17 protein-coding genes are annotated in these 15,274 nt (G+C 60.4%); 6 read left to right on the top strand and 11 right to left on the bottom strand.

Annotated features, from left to right (window positions below; translation table 11 throughout):
• Positions 1-31 precede the first annotated feature (31 nt).
• Entirely contained in the window at positions 32-1,048 is a 1,017-nt protein-coding gene (locus AB4N41_RS23930) for an ABC transporter substrate-binding protein (protein WP_076562406.1), read from the top strand.
• 92 nt (positions 1,049-1,140) lie between these two features.
• A complete protein-coding gene (locus AB4N41_RS23925; RefSeq protein WP_252876479.1) occupies positions 1,141-1,581 on the top strand; it encodes a DUF3995 domain-containing protein in 441 nt (146 codons plus the stop codon).
• A 114-nt stretch (positions 1,582-1,695) separates the two neighbouring features.
• Here the strand turns inward: AB4N41_RS23925 and AB4N41_RS23920 are convergent, their stop codons facing one another.
• The 7 genes from AB4N41_RS23920 to AB4N41_RS23890 form a co-directional block, all read right to left on the bottom strand.
• Entirely contained in the window at positions 1,696-2,058 is a 363-nt protein-coding gene (locus tag AB4N41_RS23920) for a Na+/H+ antiporter subunit G (protein ID WP_095180237.1), read from the bottom strand.
• A complete protein-coding gene (locus AB4N41_RS23915; RefSeq protein WP_041480807.1) occupies positions 2,055-2,333 on the bottom strand; it encodes a K+/H+ antiporter subunit F in 279 nt (92 codons plus the stop codon). The genes AB4N41_RS23920 and AB4N41_RS23915 overlap by 4 nt, the downstream gene beginning before the upstream one ends.
• Positions 2,330-2,818: a Na+/H+ antiporter subunit E gene (locus tag AB4N41_RS23910; RefSeq protein WP_252876478.1), complete on the bottom strand. Its 489-nt coding sequence runs from the start codon at positions 2,816-2,818 to the stop codon at positions 2,330-2,332. Before AB4N41_RS23910 ends, AB4N41_RS23915 begins: the two co-directional genes overlap by 4 nt.
• Positions 2,815-4,494, bottom strand: coding sequence for a monovalent cation/H+ antiporter subunit D (locus tag AB4N41_RS23905; RefSeq protein WP_095180236.1), 1,680 nt, complete (start codon positions 4,492-4,494; stop codon positions 2,815-2,817). The genes AB4N41_RS23910 and AB4N41_RS23905 overlap by 4 nt, the downstream gene beginning before the upstream one ends.
• On the bottom strand, positions 4,491-4,835 hold the full coding sequence (locus AB4N41_RS23900) for a Na+/H+ antiporter subunit C (RefSeq protein WP_252867777.1): 345 nt from the start codon (positions 4,833-4,835) through the stop codon (positions 4,491-4,493). Before AB4N41_RS23900 ends, AB4N41_RS23905 begins: the two co-directional genes overlap by 4 nt.
• Complete coding sequence (locus tag AB4N41_RS23895) at positions 4,835-7,753, bottom strand: monovalent cation/H+ antiporter subunit A (RefSeq protein WP_150635048.1); 2,919 nt, start codon at positions 7,751-7,753, stop codon at positions 4,835-4,837. Before AB4N41_RS23895 ends, AB4N41_RS23900 begins: the two co-directional genes overlap by 1 nt.
• A 170-nt stretch (positions 7,754-7,923) precedes the next feature.
• Positions 7,924-8,859 (bottom strand): DMT family transporter, encoded by a 936-nt coding sequence (locus AB4N41_RS23890; protein WP_252867775.1) that lies wholly within the window; start codon positions 8,857-8,859, stop codon positions 7,924-7,926.
• Positions 8,860-8,944: 85 nt separating this feature from the next.
• Between AB4N41_RS23890 and AB4N41_RS23885 the strand changes: the two genes are divergently transcribed.
• Both AB4N41_RS23885 and AB4N41_RS23880 read left to right on the top strand, forming a co-directional pair.
• Entirely contained in the window at positions 8,945-9,508 is a 564-nt protein-coding gene (locus AB4N41_RS23885) for a helix-turn-helix domain-containing protein (protein ID WP_076562418.1), read from the top strand.
• Positions 9,509-10,912, top strand: a complete 1,404-nt coding sequence (locus tag AB4N41_RS23880; protein WP_252867774.1) for an FAD/NAD(P)-binding protein — start codon at positions 9,509-9,511, stop codon at positions 10,910-10,912. It begins immediately after the preceding gene.
• A gap of 202 nt (positions 10,913-11,114) precedes the next feature.
• Here the strand turns inward: AB4N41_RS23880 and ppnN are convergent, their stop codons facing one another.
• A complete protein-coding gene (ppnN, locus tag AB4N41_RS23875) occupies positions 11,115-12,488 on the bottom strand; it encodes a nucleotide 5'-monophosphate nucleosidase PpnN (RefSeq protein WP_056789275.1) in 1,374 nt (457 codons plus the stop codon).
• 222 nt (positions 12,489-12,710) lie between these two features.
• On the opposite strand from ppnN, the gene AB4N41_RS23870 reads away from it, so the two are divergent.
• Positions 12,711-13,238, top strand: coding sequence for a DUF3087 domain-containing protein (locus AB4N41_RS23870; RefSeq protein ID WP_310216520.1), 528 nt, complete (start codon positions 12,711-12,713; stop codon positions 13,236-13,238).
• Here AB4N41_RS23870 and AB4N41_RS23865 read toward each other — a convergent pair.
• Positions 13,235-13,621, bottom strand: a complete 387-nt coding sequence (locus AB4N41_RS23865; protein ID WP_041480792.1) for a DUF2784 domain-containing protein — start codon at positions 13,619-13,621, stop codon at positions 13,235-13,237. The genes AB4N41_RS23870 and AB4N41_RS23865 overlap by 4 nt on opposite strands.
• A 129-nt stretch (positions 13,622-13,750) precedes the next feature.
• Between AB4N41_RS23865 and AB4N41_RS23860 the strand changes: the two genes are divergently transcribed.
• Positions 13,751-13,894, top strand: a complete 144-nt coding sequence (locus AB4N41_RS23860; RefSeq protein WP_164488351.1) for a hypothetical protein — start codon at positions 13,751-13,753, stop codon at positions 13,892-13,894.
• A 44-nt stretch (positions 13,895-13,938) separates the two neighbouring features.
• On the opposite strand, the gene AB4N41_RS23855 is transcribed toward AB4N41_RS23860, so the two are convergent.
• Positions 13,939-14,211 (bottom strand): hypothetical protein, encoded by a 273-nt coding sequence (locus AB4N41_RS23855; protein ID WP_041480791.1) that lies wholly within the window; start codon positions 14,209-14,211, stop codon positions 13,939-13,941.
• 263 nt (positions 14,212-14,474) lie between these two features.
• Positions 14,475-15,155: an SOS response-associated peptidase gene (locus tag AB4N41_RS23850; protein WP_041480789.1), complete on the bottom strand. Its 681-nt coding sequence runs from the start codon at positions 15,153-15,155 to the stop codon at positions 14,475-14,477.
• Positions 15,156-15,274 lie beyond the last annotated feature (119 nt).

Here is a 15,274-nt window from a genome sequence, read left to right as displayed (position 1 = left end):
CCATTGCTGTGAACAGCACGAGGTGCGATGCATGAACGGATTTCGACGGTTATTGGCCGCCAGCGTGGCCACCTTTGGTTTGCTGACGTCAGCGCAATCGCTGCAGGCGGCACAGGCGCCGATCCACTTTGCCGACCTGAACTGGGAAAGCGGCAGCCTGATTACCGAGGTGCTGCGGGTGATCGTCGAGAAAGGCTATGGCCTGCCGACCGACACTTTGCCCGGGACCACCATCACGCTTGAGACCGCGCTGGCGAACAACGACATTCAGGTGATTGGCGAGGAGTGGGCCGGACGCAGTCCGGTCTGGGTCAAGGCCGAAGCCGAGGGCAAAGTGGTCGGCCTGGGCGATACGGTAAAAGGCGCCACTGAAGGCTGGTGGGTGCCGGAGTACGTGATCAAGGGCGATCCGGCCAAAGGCATCAAGCCGCTGGCGCCGGATCTGCGCAGTGTCACTGATCTGAAGAAATACAAGGACGTGTTCAAAGACCCGGAAAGCCCGGGCAAAGGGCGTTTCCTCAACAGCCCGATCGGCTGGACTTCGGAAGTGGTCAACAAGCAGAAGCTCACGGCGTATGGCTTGCAGGACGACTACACCAACTTCCGCAGCGGCTCCGGCGCTGCGCTGGATGCCGAGATCAGCTCTTCGATTCGTCGCGGCAAACCGGTGTTGTTCTATTACTGGTCGCCGACGCCGCTGCTTGGCAAATTCAAACTGGTGCAGCTGGAAGAGCCGCCGTTCGATGCCGAGGCGTGGAAGACGCTGACAGATGCCGATAATCCCAATCCGAAACCAACCCGCTCGCTGGCATCGAAGCTGTCGATTGGCGTGTCTACGCCGTTTCAAAAGCAGAACCCGCAAATTGCCGAGTTCTTCAGCAAGGTCGATTTTCCCATCGAGCCGCTGAACAAGGCACTGGCGGATATGAGTGACAAGCACACCGCACCTCGTGAGGCGGCGGTCGCGTTCATGAAAGCGCATCCGGACGTGTGGCAGGCTTGGTTACCCAAGGATGTGGCTGACAAGGTGACGGCTGATCTGAAATAACGCGGTCAACGCAGCGTACCGCCGACCGGTCGTGCAGGGGTAAAAAATCCGACTAGGATGGTTTGTTCAAATCCCTTTGAAGGATTTCAACCATGACCTTTGTGTTGGCTCAATGGCTGGTGACTGTGTTCGCAGCAATCGGCCTGATGCACGTGTATTGGGCGTTGGGTGGGCAATGGGCGGCTGCGGTGGTGGTGCCGCAGGTGCCGGTGTCGGGCTTCGTGGCCTCGGTACGCCCGGCCTTCAAGCCCTCAGGCTGGCTGACGCTGGCAGTCGCCGCTGCGCTGCTGGTGATTGCGGCCCTGGTTTGCATGCGAGTGGGTTGGGGCGTGCCGGCGGTGCAGCACAAGGCACTGCAATGGGTGATCAGCGCAATTGCGTTGTTGATGTTCGCCCGAGCGATCGGTGATTCGAACCTGGTCGGATTTTTCAAGGAAGTGAAGGATTCGCGATTCGCGCGGCTCGATACCTGGGTGTATTCGCCGTTGTGTGCGCTGCTGGGGGCGGGGTTGTTGGCGGTGGCTTGGGTTTGAGCTGATCCGGAATTGGCGACGCCCCGACTGGCCTCTTCGCGAGCAGGCTCGCTCCCACATGGGAGAGCGAATTCCTGGTGTAGCGATGGCGCCATCACAGGCGCCACATGATCATCAGTTACCACTTTCAGTCTGACGACTGCTCACCTCTGCCGGCACATCATCCCCGGCCATCCGCTTGCGGAACAACGCCGCCCGCGCCAGCAGCAGGGTGGTCACTGGCACGGTGATCGCCAACAGAACCGGAATCAGCCAGGCATGCACCACTGGCCCGGACTTCAGCGCTGAAAAGCAGATGATCGACGCCAGTGCCACACACCAGGCACCGATTGTCGAGGCCAGCGCTGGCGGGTGCATACGCTGGAAGTAATCCTTCATGCGCAGCAATCCGGTTGCGCCCAGCAGGGTAAACACGCCGCTGAGCACCAGCAGGACCACCACCGGAATCTCGACCCACAAAGACAATTCGGCGTTCATTCGATCACCTCGCCACGCAGCAGGAATTTCGCCAGGGCAAACGAGCCGACGAAGCCGAACAGCGCAATCAACAGCGCCGCCTCAAAGTAGGTATCACTGGCGTAACGAATGCCCAGGGTCAGCATCATCAGCATGGCGACGATGTACAGGTAATCCAGCGCCAGTACCCGATCCTGAGCTGACGGGCCTTTGAACAAGCGCACCAGGGTCAGCGTCATCGCCACGCAGTACAGAAACAACGTCAGCAGAATCGCATTCGACAGCAATGGGCTCATTCGAAAATCTCCATCAACGGTCGCTCGTAAGTGCTTTTAAAGTGCTCGATGAACTGCGCTTCGTCGTGCAGATCCCAGACGTGCAGCAACAGAACGCTGCGGTCCAGTGCCAGTTCCGACCATACGGTGCCGGGCACCACGGTGCAGATCATCGCCAGTGCCGCCAGACCATGAGCATCGCGCAGATCGAGCGGCACCTTGATAAAGCATGAGTTGGGCGGGCGCCGTCCGGCGTTGAGTACGCCCCAGGCGACGATCAGGTTGGAAATGATCACGTCACGACCGACCAGGAGAAACAGGCGCAGCACGGCCATCGGATTGCGAATGCGCGCACGTTTCGGCCGCAATTTGCGCATCATCAGCGGCGCGGCGAAACCCAGCGCGGCACCGAGCAGCAGGTTGCCCGGGCTGACGGACAGGTTCAGGGTCAGCCACAAGACCCACAGCGCCAGCGATAACCACGGAGCCGGAAACAGTCGATTCATGGCTGCACCTCGAGCATGTCGGCTCTGGCTTGCGGGCTCGGCACCGCACGTGTACCGAGAACTGCGAGCACATATTGCTGCGGATTGTTCAGCGCATCGGCCGTAGCCTGGGTGTAGCGCAACAGCGGTTCAGCCTTGAACGTCAGGACAATGCTCAGCCCGAGCAGCAGAAAAATCGGCGCGCATTCGAGTTTGCGCAGCAGTGGTGACGGGCGCTCCTCCGGCGTCCAGAAGCGCTGGATACCCAGGCGAGAGAAGGCCATGAGGGAGGCCAGACCGGTCAGGATCAACAGGGCCAGCAATCCCCATGCGCCGGGAGGCAGCGGCGCCGCAGTGCCAAGTCCCGACGGGTTGAGCAATGCCCCGATCAGGCTGAGCTTGCCGATAAATCCGGAGAGCGGTGGCATGCCGATAATCAACAGCGCGCAGGCAATGAAGCTCAAACCGAGAAAGGCCATGGTCCACGGGATGACCTGACCGACCACGGCTTTCTGTTCGTCGTCGAGGTTGATGCCCTTGGGCGGTTGCAGCGATTCCTGCGGGCGCGGAAGCAGTTCGCTTTCGTCCTCCAGCGGAATTTCGTTGGCCGAGCGCGAGCGCTCGATCAGTTCGGCCAAGAGGAACAGCGCGCTCAGCGCCAGGGTCGAGCTGACCAGATAGAACAGCGCAGCGCCGATCAGGTTCGGCTGGGCGAAGCCGATCGCCGAGAGCAGGATCCCCGCCGACACCAGAATGCTCAGGCTGGCCATGCGCTCCAGGCGTTGCGCGGCGATAATCGCCAGCCCTGCGCAAGCCATGGTCGCCATGCCGCCGTAGATCAGCCAGTCGCCGCCGAAGAATGCCGAGGCGCCGGCCTGACCGGAAAACAACAGGGTCCACAAGCGCAGCAGGGTGTACACGCCGACCTTGGTCATGATCGCGAACATTGCCGCCACCGGCGCGCTGGCGGATGAATAAGCCGGCACCAGCCAGAAGTTCAGCGGCCACATCCCAGCCTTGGCCAGAAACGCTACCGCAAGAATCCCCGCGCCAGCATGCAGCAGGCCACGATCGGCTTCCGGCACCAGCGGAATCTTCATCGCCAGATCAGCCATGTTCAGCGTGCCGGTCACCCCGTAGATCAATGCAGCGCCGATCAAAAACAGTGACGATGCCAACAGGTTGATCGAAATGTAATGCAACCCCGACGACACCCGCGCCCGGCCCGAGCCGTGGAGCAACAAGCCGTAGGATGCGGCGAGCAACACTTCGAAGAATACGAACAGGTTGAACAGATCAGCCGTCAGGAACGCGCCATACAGGCCCATCAGCTGGATCTGGAACAGAGCGTGAAAGCTTGAGCCGGCGCCGTCCCAGCGGGCCATGGCAAACAGCAACGCACTGACGCCGATAACGCCGGTCAGCACCAGCATCAGTGCCGACAGGCGATCAACCACCAGGACGATGCCGAACGGTGCCTGCCAGTTGCCCGGCAGGTACACACCGATGGAGCCGGGCACCCCGGTGGTCTGCGTCCATTGCAGTAGCATCACTGAAATGAACAAGCCGAGGAGGCTGGAGAACAGGTTGATTTTCGCCTTCAGCGGCCGGTGTTTCTCGCCGAGCATCAGCATGATTGCGGCGGTCAGCAGCGGCAGCAGGATCGGTGCAGCGATCAGGTGAGTCATCGCCATCATTCTTTAGGCTCCCGGCCGTCGACATGGTCGGTGCCGGTCAAGCCGCGCGAGGCGAGCAATACGACGAGGAACAGTGCGGTCATGGCGAAGCTGATGACGATCGCCGTCAGCACCAGCGCCTGGGGCAGCGGGTCGGTGTAATGCAGCAAGTCCTGGGTCACGCCGTCCTTGATCACCGGCTCCTTGCCGATGAACAGGCTGCCCATGCTGAAAATGAACAGGTTGACCGCATACGACAACAGACACAGGCCCATGACCACCTGAAAGGTACGCGGGCGCAGGACCAGCCAGACCCCGGACGCGGCGAGAATGCCGATGGCGATTGCGATGACTTCTTCCATCAGACGGCTCCTTTGCTGGCGACTGACTTGGGCAGCGAGGCCGTCTTGTGGCCGCGCACCGATTGGTGGGCGAGGGCGGTGAGAATCAGCAGCGTCGACCCGACCACCACGGCGTACACGCCGATGTCGAAGAACAGCGCACTGGCGATATGGATGTCGCCCAGCACCGGCACGCTGATGTGCCAGGTGTGAGTGGTGAGGAACGGATAGCCGACCAGCATCGCACCGAGACCGGTGGCGGTGGCGAACAGCAGACCGGTGCCCATCCAGCGCAATGGGCGCAGGCTCATTTGCGCCTCGACCCACTGCGTGCCGGCAACCATGTATTGCAGGATAAAAGCCACCGACATCACCAGCCCGGCGACAAAACCGCCGCCCGGCTGATTGTGCCCGCGCATGAACAGGTAAAACGACACCACCAGCGCGACAGGCAGCAGCAGGCGCACTAGCACCGCCGGCACCATCATGAAGCCGAGCGCGGTGTCGCTGGCCGAACGCGGGTTGACCAGATCGGTGACCACGTCGGGCGCGAGCAGGCGTTGCTGCGCCGGCAACTGCAGGCTTTCCTTCGGCGGGCGGAAGCGGCGCAGCAGGGCGAACACGGTGAGCGCCACGGCGACCAGCACGGTGATTTCACCGAGGGTGTCGAAGCCACGGAAGTCCACCAGCATCACGTTGACGACGTTGCTGCCGCCGCCCTCGGGCAGGGCGCGACTGAGGTAGAAAGAGGAAATATGGTTCGGCGTCTGCCGGGTGAGCATGGCGTAGGACAACAGCGCCATCCCCGCACCGACCGCAATCGACAGCAGCAAGTCGCGCAGACGACGGATACGCGCCTTGCGCAGGCTGCCTGGCAGTGGTGAGACTTCTTCGATGCGTCTCGGCAACCAGCGCAGACCAAGCAGGATCAACACCGTGGTCACCACTTCGACCGCCAGTTGCGTCAGCGCCAGATCAGGCGCGGAGAACCAGACGAAGGTCACGCAGGTCATCAGGCCACAGACGCTGACCATGGTCAGTGCAGCGAGACGGTGATATTTCGCCTGCCATGCGGCGCCGAGCGCACAGGCGATCGCCAACAGCCACAGGGTCACGAAGACGATGGAACCAGGTATTTTCGGCCGGTCGCCCCAGGTCAGCGTGCTGTGCAGCATCGGGATCAGACCGGCGAGCACGGCGGCCGAAACCATCAGGAACAGCTGCATCTGCAAGCGCTTGGTACCCAGGCGCCGCTCGACGCGCCGGGCGATGCGCATCATCACGACCAGACTGCGCTCGAACAAACGCTTGCCGTTGAAGCGGCCGACCAGCGGCGGATACTTGAAATGGCCGAGCTTGAACTGCTTGCGCAGCAGCAGATAGAGGATGATGCCGCCGGACATGGCGATCAGGCTCATGATCATCGGTGCGTTCAAACCGTGCCAAATGGCCAGGCTGTATTCCGGCAACTCACCACCGACCACCGGCAATGCCGCAGCGGCGAGTAATGGCCCGACGATCTGCGCCGGAAAAATCCCCACCAGCAGGCAAGTGAAGACCAGCAACTCGACCGGGGCGCGCATCCAGCGTGGCGGCTCGTGCGGCGTATGCGGCAGGTCAGTGGCGGTGGGGCCGAAGAACACGTCGACGGTGAAACGCAGGGAATAGGCAACGCTGAACATGCCGGCGATGGTCGCGACGATTGGCAGACTGGTCTCGACCCACGCGGTGGCGTTGATGAACACGGTTTCGGCGAAGAACATTTCTTTCGACAGGAAACCGTTGAGCAGCGGCACGCCGGCCATTGAGGCACTGGCGACCATGGCCAGCGTCGCCGTATAGGGAATCAGTTTGATCAGACCGCTGAGCTTGCGGATATCACGGGTGCCGCTTTCGTGGTCGATGATGCCGGCGGCCATGAACAGCGAAGCTTTGAACGTCGCGTGGTTGAGAATGTGAAAAACTGCTGCCACTGCGGCCAGTGAACTATTGAGGCCCAGGAGCAAGGTGATCAGACCGAGATGGCTGATGGTCGAATAGGCCAGCAAACCTTTGAGATCGTTCTGGAACATCGCGCAGTACGCGCCAAGCAACAGTGTACAGGCGCCCGCTCCGCTGACGATGTAGAACCATTCCTCACTGCCGGACAGCGACGGCCACAGACGTGCCAAAAGGAAAACCCCGGCCTTGACCATGGTCGCCGAGTGCAGATAGGCCGAGACGGGCGTCGGTGCCGCCATCGCGTGGGGCAGCCAGAAGTGAAACGGGAATTGCGCGCTTTTGCTCAGCGCGCCGATCAGGATGAGTGGCAAAAGAACAGGGTAGAGGGCATGTGCGCGAATCAGATCGCCGGCGGCCAGGACCTTGTCCAGGTCATAGCTGCCGACGACATGGCCGAGAATCATGACCCCCGCCAGCAGACATAACCCGCCGGCACCGGTGACCATCAGCGCCATATAAGCCCCGCGCCGCGCATCGGCGCGGTGGTGCCAGTAGCCGATCAGCAGGAACGAGAAGAGGCTGGTCAATTCCCAGAAGAACACGATCTGAATCAGGTTGCCGGAGATTACCAGGCCAAGCATGGCGCCCATGAACGCGAGAAAAAACGCGAAAAAACGCGGCACCGGATCGTCCGGCGACATGTAATAACGGGCATATAAAGAAACAAGTGTGCCGATGCCCAGCACCAGCATCGAGAACAGCCAGGCGAAGCCGTCCATGCGCAAAATGAAGTTCAGCCCGAGGCTGGGCAACCACATGAATTCTTCGCGGATCACGCCACCGTGGGCGATTTGCGGGTACAGCATCGCGACCTGAACGGTGCCGATCAAAGCGACCAGACCCGCCAGCAGCGATTCGGCATTGCGCGCATTGTGCGGCAGCACCGCTGCCAGACAGCTGCCGATGAACGGCAGAAGCAGTAGAACTATCAGGGACATAGGCTTCTAATCTGCGGAAGTTTGTGAAGCATCATACGTGCCAGCTCCCTGATCACCAAACGCGAGGATGTCTCAGAATCCTACAAAGTAGTCCGGAATTTTGTGTTTGGCGTTGTTTCAGGGGCAACAATGGTGCGGCGCTTTCGCGAGCAGCCAGAAAAGATTGCGGGTCACGCCTGCGTTTCCCGCTCCAGCTCAGCTTCTGCCTCGGTGGACCTTCCCTTGGTCTTCAACTCACTGACAATCACCGCCGCCACAATCAGCCCGGCGCCCACCAGTGCAATCGCCGGCAAGCGCTCTCCGGCAATCCGTCCGACAATCCCGGCCCACACCGGTTCACCGGCATAGATCAACGTCGCCCGAGTCGGCGAAACACTCTTCTGCGCCCAGTTCATCGCCACCTGAATCGCCGCACTTGCTGCGCCCAGACCCAAAGCGGTCACCAGCAACAACCAGGAAAATTCCGGAATCACTTCACCGGTCGGGACCACCAGCAAGAACGACAACACCGCCGTCACCGCCAGTTGCACCACCGTCACCCGCCGCACATCAACCTGCCCGGCGAAAGTGCTGATCAAAATGATTTCAGCAGCAATCGCAACGGCGCTGATCAAGGTCGAAATTTCTCCCGGACTGAAATTCAACGCCGCCCCCGAAGGACCCGACAACAGCATCAACCCGGTAAACGCCAACATGATACCGATGCTCGGCATCAATCCTGGGCGACGGCCAAGTACCAGCCATTGCAGCAGCGGCACAAACGGCACATACAGCGCGGTAATGAACGCCGACTGACTGCTCGGAATACTTTGCAATCCGACCGTCTGCAGGCCGTAACCGAGCATGATCGCTACACCGATGAACGACCCTGCCTTGACTTCGAACAAGGTCAGTTCGCGCAGATGACGCCAGGAGAACATCGCCACGATCGCCGCCGCGGCGGCAAAGCGCAGGCCGACAAAAAACATCGGGCCGCTGACCGTCATGGCATGTTGCACAATCAGAAACGTGCCGCCCCAGATCATGGTGATCAGCACCAGCACGCACTCGGCTTTGCTGAAGCGGGAAAAGCGGATTCGGGACGCAGAATTGTTTGGCGACATCATGACCTTGCGCACATTAAAAGGGAGGCCGCACAATGCCGCCAACGTTGCGCAGTATACTGCCCAACCCCACCGAGTGAGCAATATAGTGCACAAAGATTCGACTCAGCGAGCCTCCGTCCTGCAACACGTCAGCCAGAACGTTCGACGCCTGCGGCATGCGGCGGATATGAGCCAGACCGCACTGGCGGAAAAGTCCGGGGTCAGCCGACGGATGCTGGTGGCGATCGAGGCGGGGGAAAAGAATGTCAGCCTGACCACGCTTGATCGCGTCGCCGAAGCGCTCGACGTTGCGTTCAGTGATCTGATCCAGGCGCACGATGCGCGCGATCCGAGCCGTATCAACGAGGTTGCCTGGGCTGGCACGATTGCGGGCAGCAGGGCCGTGCTACTGTCCAAAGCCACCGCGAGCCGCGAAGTCGAGCAATGGGAGTGGTGCCTGCAACCGGGCGAAGTTTATCCGTCACAACCGGACGCCGATGGCTGGAGCGAGCAGATCTACGTATTTGAGGGTTGCCTGACGCTGATGCTCGGGGATCAGCCGCAGTACATCAACAAAGGAGAGTTTTTCATGTTCGCCAGCAATCAACCGCATGCCTACCGCAACGATGGCGATGTGGCTGCGCGGTTCGTGCGTAATGTGGTGATCTGAATGGAGCAGCCTGCGGACATTCTGATCATCGGCGGCGGCCTTAGCGGCACGATGCTGGCAGTGCAATTGCTCCGGTTGCCGGGGCAACGAAAGATTCTCATCATCGAGCCTCGCGCTGAACTGGGACGTGGTGAGGCTTACAGCGCAGTCGAGTTGGGACATACGCTGAACGGCAACGCGGCGCGGATGAGCGTCGATCCGGATAATCCTGATGATCTGACGCAGTGGCTGACCGCGCATATTGCCGGCGGCGGCTGGCCGGAATCTGCCGAGCAGGATGTGCCGGTCAGTGAGCTGTTTCCGCCGCGCGGCCTGTTCGGGGTCTATGTGCAACAGCGTCTGGCTGAGGCCCGGGCGGTGGGCGCGCTGCAAGGTTCGACCGTTGAACATATTTGTGCTGAAGCCGTCGACCTGCAAAGCGATTCCGGCTCAACGCAGCTCACCTTGAGTGATGGCCGGATTTTGCGTGGGTCGCAGGCGGTGCTGGCCACCGGCATGTTTCCCGCCGCTCGCACGCCGCAGACGCAATCCAGTGGCCTTAACGCCGCAGCGCTTGATCCCTGGGATGTGGCGGCCATGCGCGAACTCGACCCGCAGTCCACCGTGGTGATCATCGGCTCCGGTCTGACCATGGTCGATGCCGTGGTGTCGCTGGAGCAGGCCGGGCACCGTGGGCCGATCGAGGTATTCTCCCGGCATGGCCTGCTGCCGCACGTGCGCCGTCAACCGCCGGCCTGGGTGGATTTTCTGGCAGCAGATCACAGCATCCGCACGCCACGCCAGTTGGTGCGCGAATTGCGCCGACATTGTCGCGACGCAATCGCCCAAGGCATCGACTGGCAGGCGCCGCTGGATACGGTTCGCGCGCATATCGCGCGGTTGTGGAGTCAGGCGACTGACGTGCAGCGTCGACAATTCGTACGGCATGTACGGCCATGGTGGGAGAGTCACCACCATCGTTCGCCGCCACTGAGTGCCGAGTTAATCGAACGGCTGCACAAGGAAGGACGCTTGCGCATTCACGCCGCGTCATTCAAGGGCATTGAGCCCGGCGCTGGCGATGCTGTGACCATTCGCATCCGTCCTCGGGGTGAGGCTGAAACATCTACTGTAAGTGGTGCGGCGCTGATCAACTCCAGCGGTATTGAATACGACTGGCGGCGAGTCGCACGACCGTTGCCACAGCAGTTGCTGGCGCGGGGGCTGGTGCGGCCGGGGCCGTTGGCGCTGGGGATCTCGGCAAAGGACGGCGCAGTGGTGGGTGCCGAAGGGCGGGTGAGTAGTCAGCTGTTTGCCATGGGCCCGCCGTTGCGCGGGATGTGGTGGGAGAGTACGGCAGTGACGGACGTCGCTGCGCAGGCTAAAGCGTTGGCTCGGCGGTTGGTGGATAGCCTGAGAGACTGATGTGTTTTTCTTGGGCCTCTTCGCGAGCAGGCTCGCTCCCACAATGGGATTCAGGTTGTTACTACAATTTGCGGCACACCATAAATCCTGTGGGAGCGAGCTTGCTCGCGAAAGCGTCATCTGATTCAACGTCTCTGTTGAATGAAAGACCGCTATCGCTGGCAAGCCAGCTCCCACATTGGGCTTTTGTGACGGCTTGAGATTATGCGACGACCCGGTAGCAAGGCACATACGCCGCGCCACCCGGAAGTTTCATCCGGTGCTGGGCGACGAAGGCTTTGAGCAGTGCATCAAGCGGCTGCATGATCGCCGCATCGCCACGGATCTGATACGGCCCGTGCTCTTCGATCAGGCGAATGCCCTTGTCCTTGACGTTACCGGCGACGATCCCGGAAAACGCCCGACGCAGATTGGCCGCCAGTTCATGCGGTGGCTGGTCGCGGTGCAGTTTCAGGTTGGCCATGTTTTCGTGGGTCGGATCGAACGGACGCTGGAAGCCCTCATCGATCTTCAACAGCCAGTTGAAATGAAACGCATCGTTACGCTCGCGGCGGAACTGCTTCACCGCTTTCAAGCCTTGAGTCATCTGCCGCGCCACTTCGGCCGGATCATCGATGATGATCTCGTAATGCTGTTTGGCTTCTTCGCCGAGGGTCGCGATGACAAACGCATCCAGCTGTTCCAGATACGGCGCGGCATGCTTCGGCCCGGTGAGGATCACCGGGAACGGCAGACCTTCATTGTCCGGGTGCATCAGGATGCCGAGCAGGTACAGGAACTCTTCGGCCGTACCGGCGCCGCCCGGGAAAATGATGATGCCGTGGCCGACACGGACGAAGGCTTCCAGACGTTTTTCGATGTCCGGCAGGATCACCAGCTCATTGACGATCGGGTTCGGCGCTTCGGCGGCGATGATGCCTGGCTCGGTCAGGCCGAGGTAGCGACCGCCGTGAATGCGCTGTTTGGCATGGGCAATGGTCGCGCCTTTCATCGGACCTTTCATTACGCCAGGGCCACAGCCAGTACAGATGTCGAGGCTGCGCAGGCCCAGTTCATGGCCGACCTTCTTGGTGTATTTGTATTCTTCGGTGTTGATCGAGTGGCCGCCCCAGCACACCACGATCTTCGGCTCGACGCCCGGGCGCAGGGTGCGCGCGTTGCGCAGCAGGTGGAACACGTAATCGCTGATGCCTTGGGAATTGCTCAGGTCGATGCGCTGGCTGTCGAGTTCGTTCTCGGTGTAGACGATGTCGCGCAGGGCGCTGAAGAGCATTTCGCGGGTGCTGGCGATCATCTCGCCGTCGACGAACGCGTCGGCCGGAGCGTTCAGCAGCTCCAGGCGTACGCCGCGATCCTGTTGGTGAATACGGATTTCGAAGTCCTTGTAGGCTTCGAGGATGGTCTTGGCATTGTCGACATGCGCGCCGGTGTTGAGGATGGCCAGGGCGCACTGGCGGAAGAGGGTATAGGTACTGCCGGATCCGGCTTCGCTCAGTTGCTGGACTTCACGTTGAGAAAGGGTTTCCAGACTGCCTTTCGGGCTGACCGAGGCATTGATTACGTGTCGTTGGGTCATGCAGTGATCCTTAAAACGATGTCATCCACAACGCAGCGGATGGCATCCGAATAGTGTGTATCCATGAATGAAGATGGCACGATCTGCGCTATACCGCCATGTCCCGTTGGACTTTGAAAAGATGAAAAGGAGCCCCAGCATAGCTAAAACCCGGTGCGATGCGATAATGCGCTGGCGAGTTTTTTCCGTTGCGCGTTTTGCCACTCAAGGAAGTCATTTTCGATGTTCGAGATTCAGCCGATGGACCCCGCTACCTTTCGTCAGCAGACCCGCCGCAGCACGATTATCGTCGCCGTGCTGTTTCTGCTGCTGGCCATGCTGTTTTCCTCGGTTGCGGTGGCAGTGTTCGGTGAACCCGACGGGGATAACCTGCGATTCAACGTGGGCGGGGTATTTGTGGCGTTTCTGCTGACGGCGGCGCTGTTGCGCGGACGTTTCTGGCATCAGACCTGGATGGCCCCGGCGGTGTACAGCTGGCGCCTCAAGCGCAATCTGATGAGCATCACCAATGTGATGCATCAGGTAACAGCGGCGGCGCAGAACAACGATCCGACGGCGATGAAGGTGTTGCGTTTCTACCACTTGGGACTGCTGCAGATGCATGAGCTGGACGGCAACTCCAGCGATCATGGACAACTGCGTGACGAAGTCGCACAGCACAAGGCGCGGATGCAGGCGCTGGGCCTTGATCCTGACCAGCCACGCTTCGATCCGCAGTGGCTGGAAACGTTGAAACCGGCCTCGCGTTAAAACGGAATGCGCCGGGCGCGGCGCAGTTTCCACGAACGCAGCAGTCGTGCGTACACCAACAGGTTGACCGCCAGCACCACGCTGCCAAGTGCCAGTTGAATCTGCGGCGTCAGACCGGCCGGGTAGATGATCGGCCAGATGTAATGCTCAATGAAACCGCCGGCGTATTCGGTCTGCCCGGCCGCGTGGCGCATGAGGTTTTCCCAGTAGGTCAACGGACAAGTCAGGTGCAACACCTCGACCGCTACGCCCCAGGCAGCCGCCGGCAGGTGCAGCCACATCAACCGTGGCCAGCGCAGCACCAGCAGCCCGCCGAACAGTACGAACAAGATGAAACACAAGTGAAACAGCACCAGCCCGTCGGCGGCGATTCGGTACAGCATGGCGTCTTCCTGACGTAAGGGGAGATGGCGCTATGGTACGCCGCGCGGGACAAAATGCGTTGGTGAATCTGGGCGCGCAAAAGTGTTCTACCCTTTAACGATCATCAACTGTTCTGAGGTGAGGTGCACATGGCAACTGAGCAAACGCGCGCGGAAGATGATGAGCCAACGGAAGAAGAAATCGAGCAGCAGAAGAGGCAGGAAAAAACCTGGAAGCATGATGACAGCCGCGAGCTGTCGGACCGCGATCAGGAGCGTCCTCTGAAACCTTGAACAGCGCATACGAAGAGCCCCGCATCAGCGGGGCTCTTCGCGTTTCAGAAGTCTTCCAGCTGCGTGAAATCCGGGTAGGTCGCTCGATACCCCAACGTTCGATCGATCCACGCATTGAGCTCATTGACCATCACCGGCGGATGGCCGGGATAACCCTCGAGGGTGCTGCGCAGGGTGCGTTCGATATCGGGCACGCTGTGCAGGTTTCGGGTCTTGATGTAATGGCCGATAAAACAGTCGAGTTCCAGGCGTTCTGTCTTGGACAGATGGACACACTTCAGGCCGCTGACCTGTTTGATTGCAAAATCGTCGCTCACTTATTTCTCTGCAAGGCTTGAAAGTTGTTGATGGATTCCTGATTTCTTTGACTCTTTGGTCAACTGGTATACCAATCGGAAAGGCGGCGCGCATGCTATCCGCAGCGCGGGGAAATGTATGTATGACTGTCGAAATGTCTGACAGGCGGTTGATTCGCTCAAACGGCTGTTTTATGGGGGTTGTATCGCGGTTGAAACACTTTTTGTAACGCGCGGGATTCAGTGACGGGCTCGCTTGATTAACGCAGCAGTGAAGTAATTATTTAGTCGACTCGTTCTATCAATTGCGCACCTTGATTACGCGTATTACCGACCGCTTTGCCGACTTTGTACCATTCGAAGGCATCACTGGGCTCGCCTTCAAACAGCAGCATCTGCTCGGCGCGTTCCAGCGGCGTAGCCGGATCAAGCCATTCCCGAGCCCGCGTCGAATCGAAGACCACTGGGCGGCGGTCGTGAATATCGAGCAGGCCGCCCAGGCTGTCAGCGGTGATGATGACGAACCCGTCGTCCTCCCTCGGCGCAACCCCCGGTGCCGGAAACTGGCCGATACCAGCACAGAAAACCGGAGCCTGATCCGCCCGACGAATCAACCAGGGCTGGCGGGATTTTTCCCCGGTATCAACCCACTCAAACCAGTTGTCGACCGGCACAATCAGCCGCTGCCGCCAGATCGCCCGGAAGAACGCGCCGTGGGCGACTTTTTCCACCCGTGCGTTGATGGGCGCGGCACGATCCTTGGCCCAATGCGGCCGCCAGCCCCAGCGCAGATTGTCGGCATGAATGGCCTGTTCGTGCTGGTGCAGAACCGCCAGCGCAGTGGTGGGCGCTGCGTTGTAGCGATTGAGCGGCGCATCGCCAACGTGATTGATCAACGCATCGGGGATGCTGAGCACCGCGACGAAATCGTGAATCCCACGGTACTGCGTGAGTCTTCCGCACATGGCTGAAATCTCCTTGAGGAAATTTGAGTCTAGTCGGACATGCCGATGTGCCTGGCCGATGACGCACTGAAACCAGCACCGGAACCAAACCCTGTGTACCTTATCCAACCTGCGCTCGC

The sequence above is a fragment of the Pseudomonas sp. S2_A10 genome (assembly GCF_054668465.1).
Note: the sequence above shows the minus strand (reverse complement) of the source record. Positions and strands in the feature narration are given on the sequence as shown.

Coding starts and splice junctions, on each gene's coding strand:
- AB4N41_RS23900 (WP_252867777.1), bottom strand. CDS start 4,835: ATGGAAGAAGTCATCGCAATCGCCATCGGCATTCTCGCCGCGTCCGGG.
- AB4N41_RS23880 (WP_252867774.1), top strand. CDS start 9,509: ATGGAGCAGCCTGCGGACATTCTGATCATCGGCGGCGGCCTTAGCGGC.
- AB4N41_RS23850 (WP_041480789.1), bottom strand. CDS start 15,155: ATGTGCGGAAGACTCACGCAGTACCGTGGGATTCACGATTTCGTCGCG.
- AB4N41_RS23925 (WP_252876479.1), top strand. CDS start 1,141: ATGACCTTTGTGTTGGCTCAATGGCTGGTGACTGTGTTCGCAGCAATC.
- AB4N41_RS23915 (WP_041480807.1), bottom strand. CDS start 2,333: ATGAGCCCATTGCTGTCGAATGCGATTCTGCTGACGTTGTTTCTGTAC.
- AB4N41_RS23890 (WP_252867775.1), bottom strand. CDS start 8,859: ATGATGTCGCCAAACAATTCTGCGTCCCGAATCCGCTTTTCCCGCTTC.
- AB4N41_RS23930 (WP_076562406.1), top strand. CDS start 32: ATGAACGGATTTCGACGGTTATTGGCCGCCAGCGTGGCCACCTTTGGT.
- AB4N41_RS23860 (WP_164488351.1), top strand. CDS start 13,751: ATGGCAACTGAGCAAACGCGCGCGGAAGATGATGAGCCAACGGAAGAA.
- AB4N41_RS23865 (WP_041480792.1), bottom strand. CDS start 13,621: ATGCTGTACCGAATCGCCGCCGACGGGCTGGTGCTGTTTCACTTGTGT.
- AB4N41_RS23895 (WP_150635048.1), bottom strand. CDS start 7,753: ATGTCCCTGATAGTTCTACTGCTTCTGCCGTTCATCGGCAGCTGTCTG.
- ppnN (WP_056789275.1), bottom strand. CDS start 12,488: ATGACCCAACGACACGTAATCAATGCCTCGGTCAGCCCGAAAGGCAGT.
- AB4N41_RS23920 (WP_095180237.1), bottom strand. CDS start 2,058: ATGAACGCCGAATTGTCTTTGTGGGTCGAGATTCCGGTGGTGGTCCTG.
- AB4N41_RS23910 (WP_252876478.1), bottom strand. CDS start 2,818: ATGAATCGACTGTTTCCGGCTCCGTGGTTATCGCTGGCGCTGTGGGTC.
- AB4N41_RS23905 (WP_095180236.1), bottom strand. CDS start 4,494: ATGATGGCGATGACTCACCTGATCGCTGCACCGATCCTGCTGCCGCTG.
- AB4N41_RS23870 (WP_310216520.1), top strand. CDS start 12,711: ATGTTCGAGATTCAGCCGATGGACCCCGCTACCTTTCGTCAGCAGACC.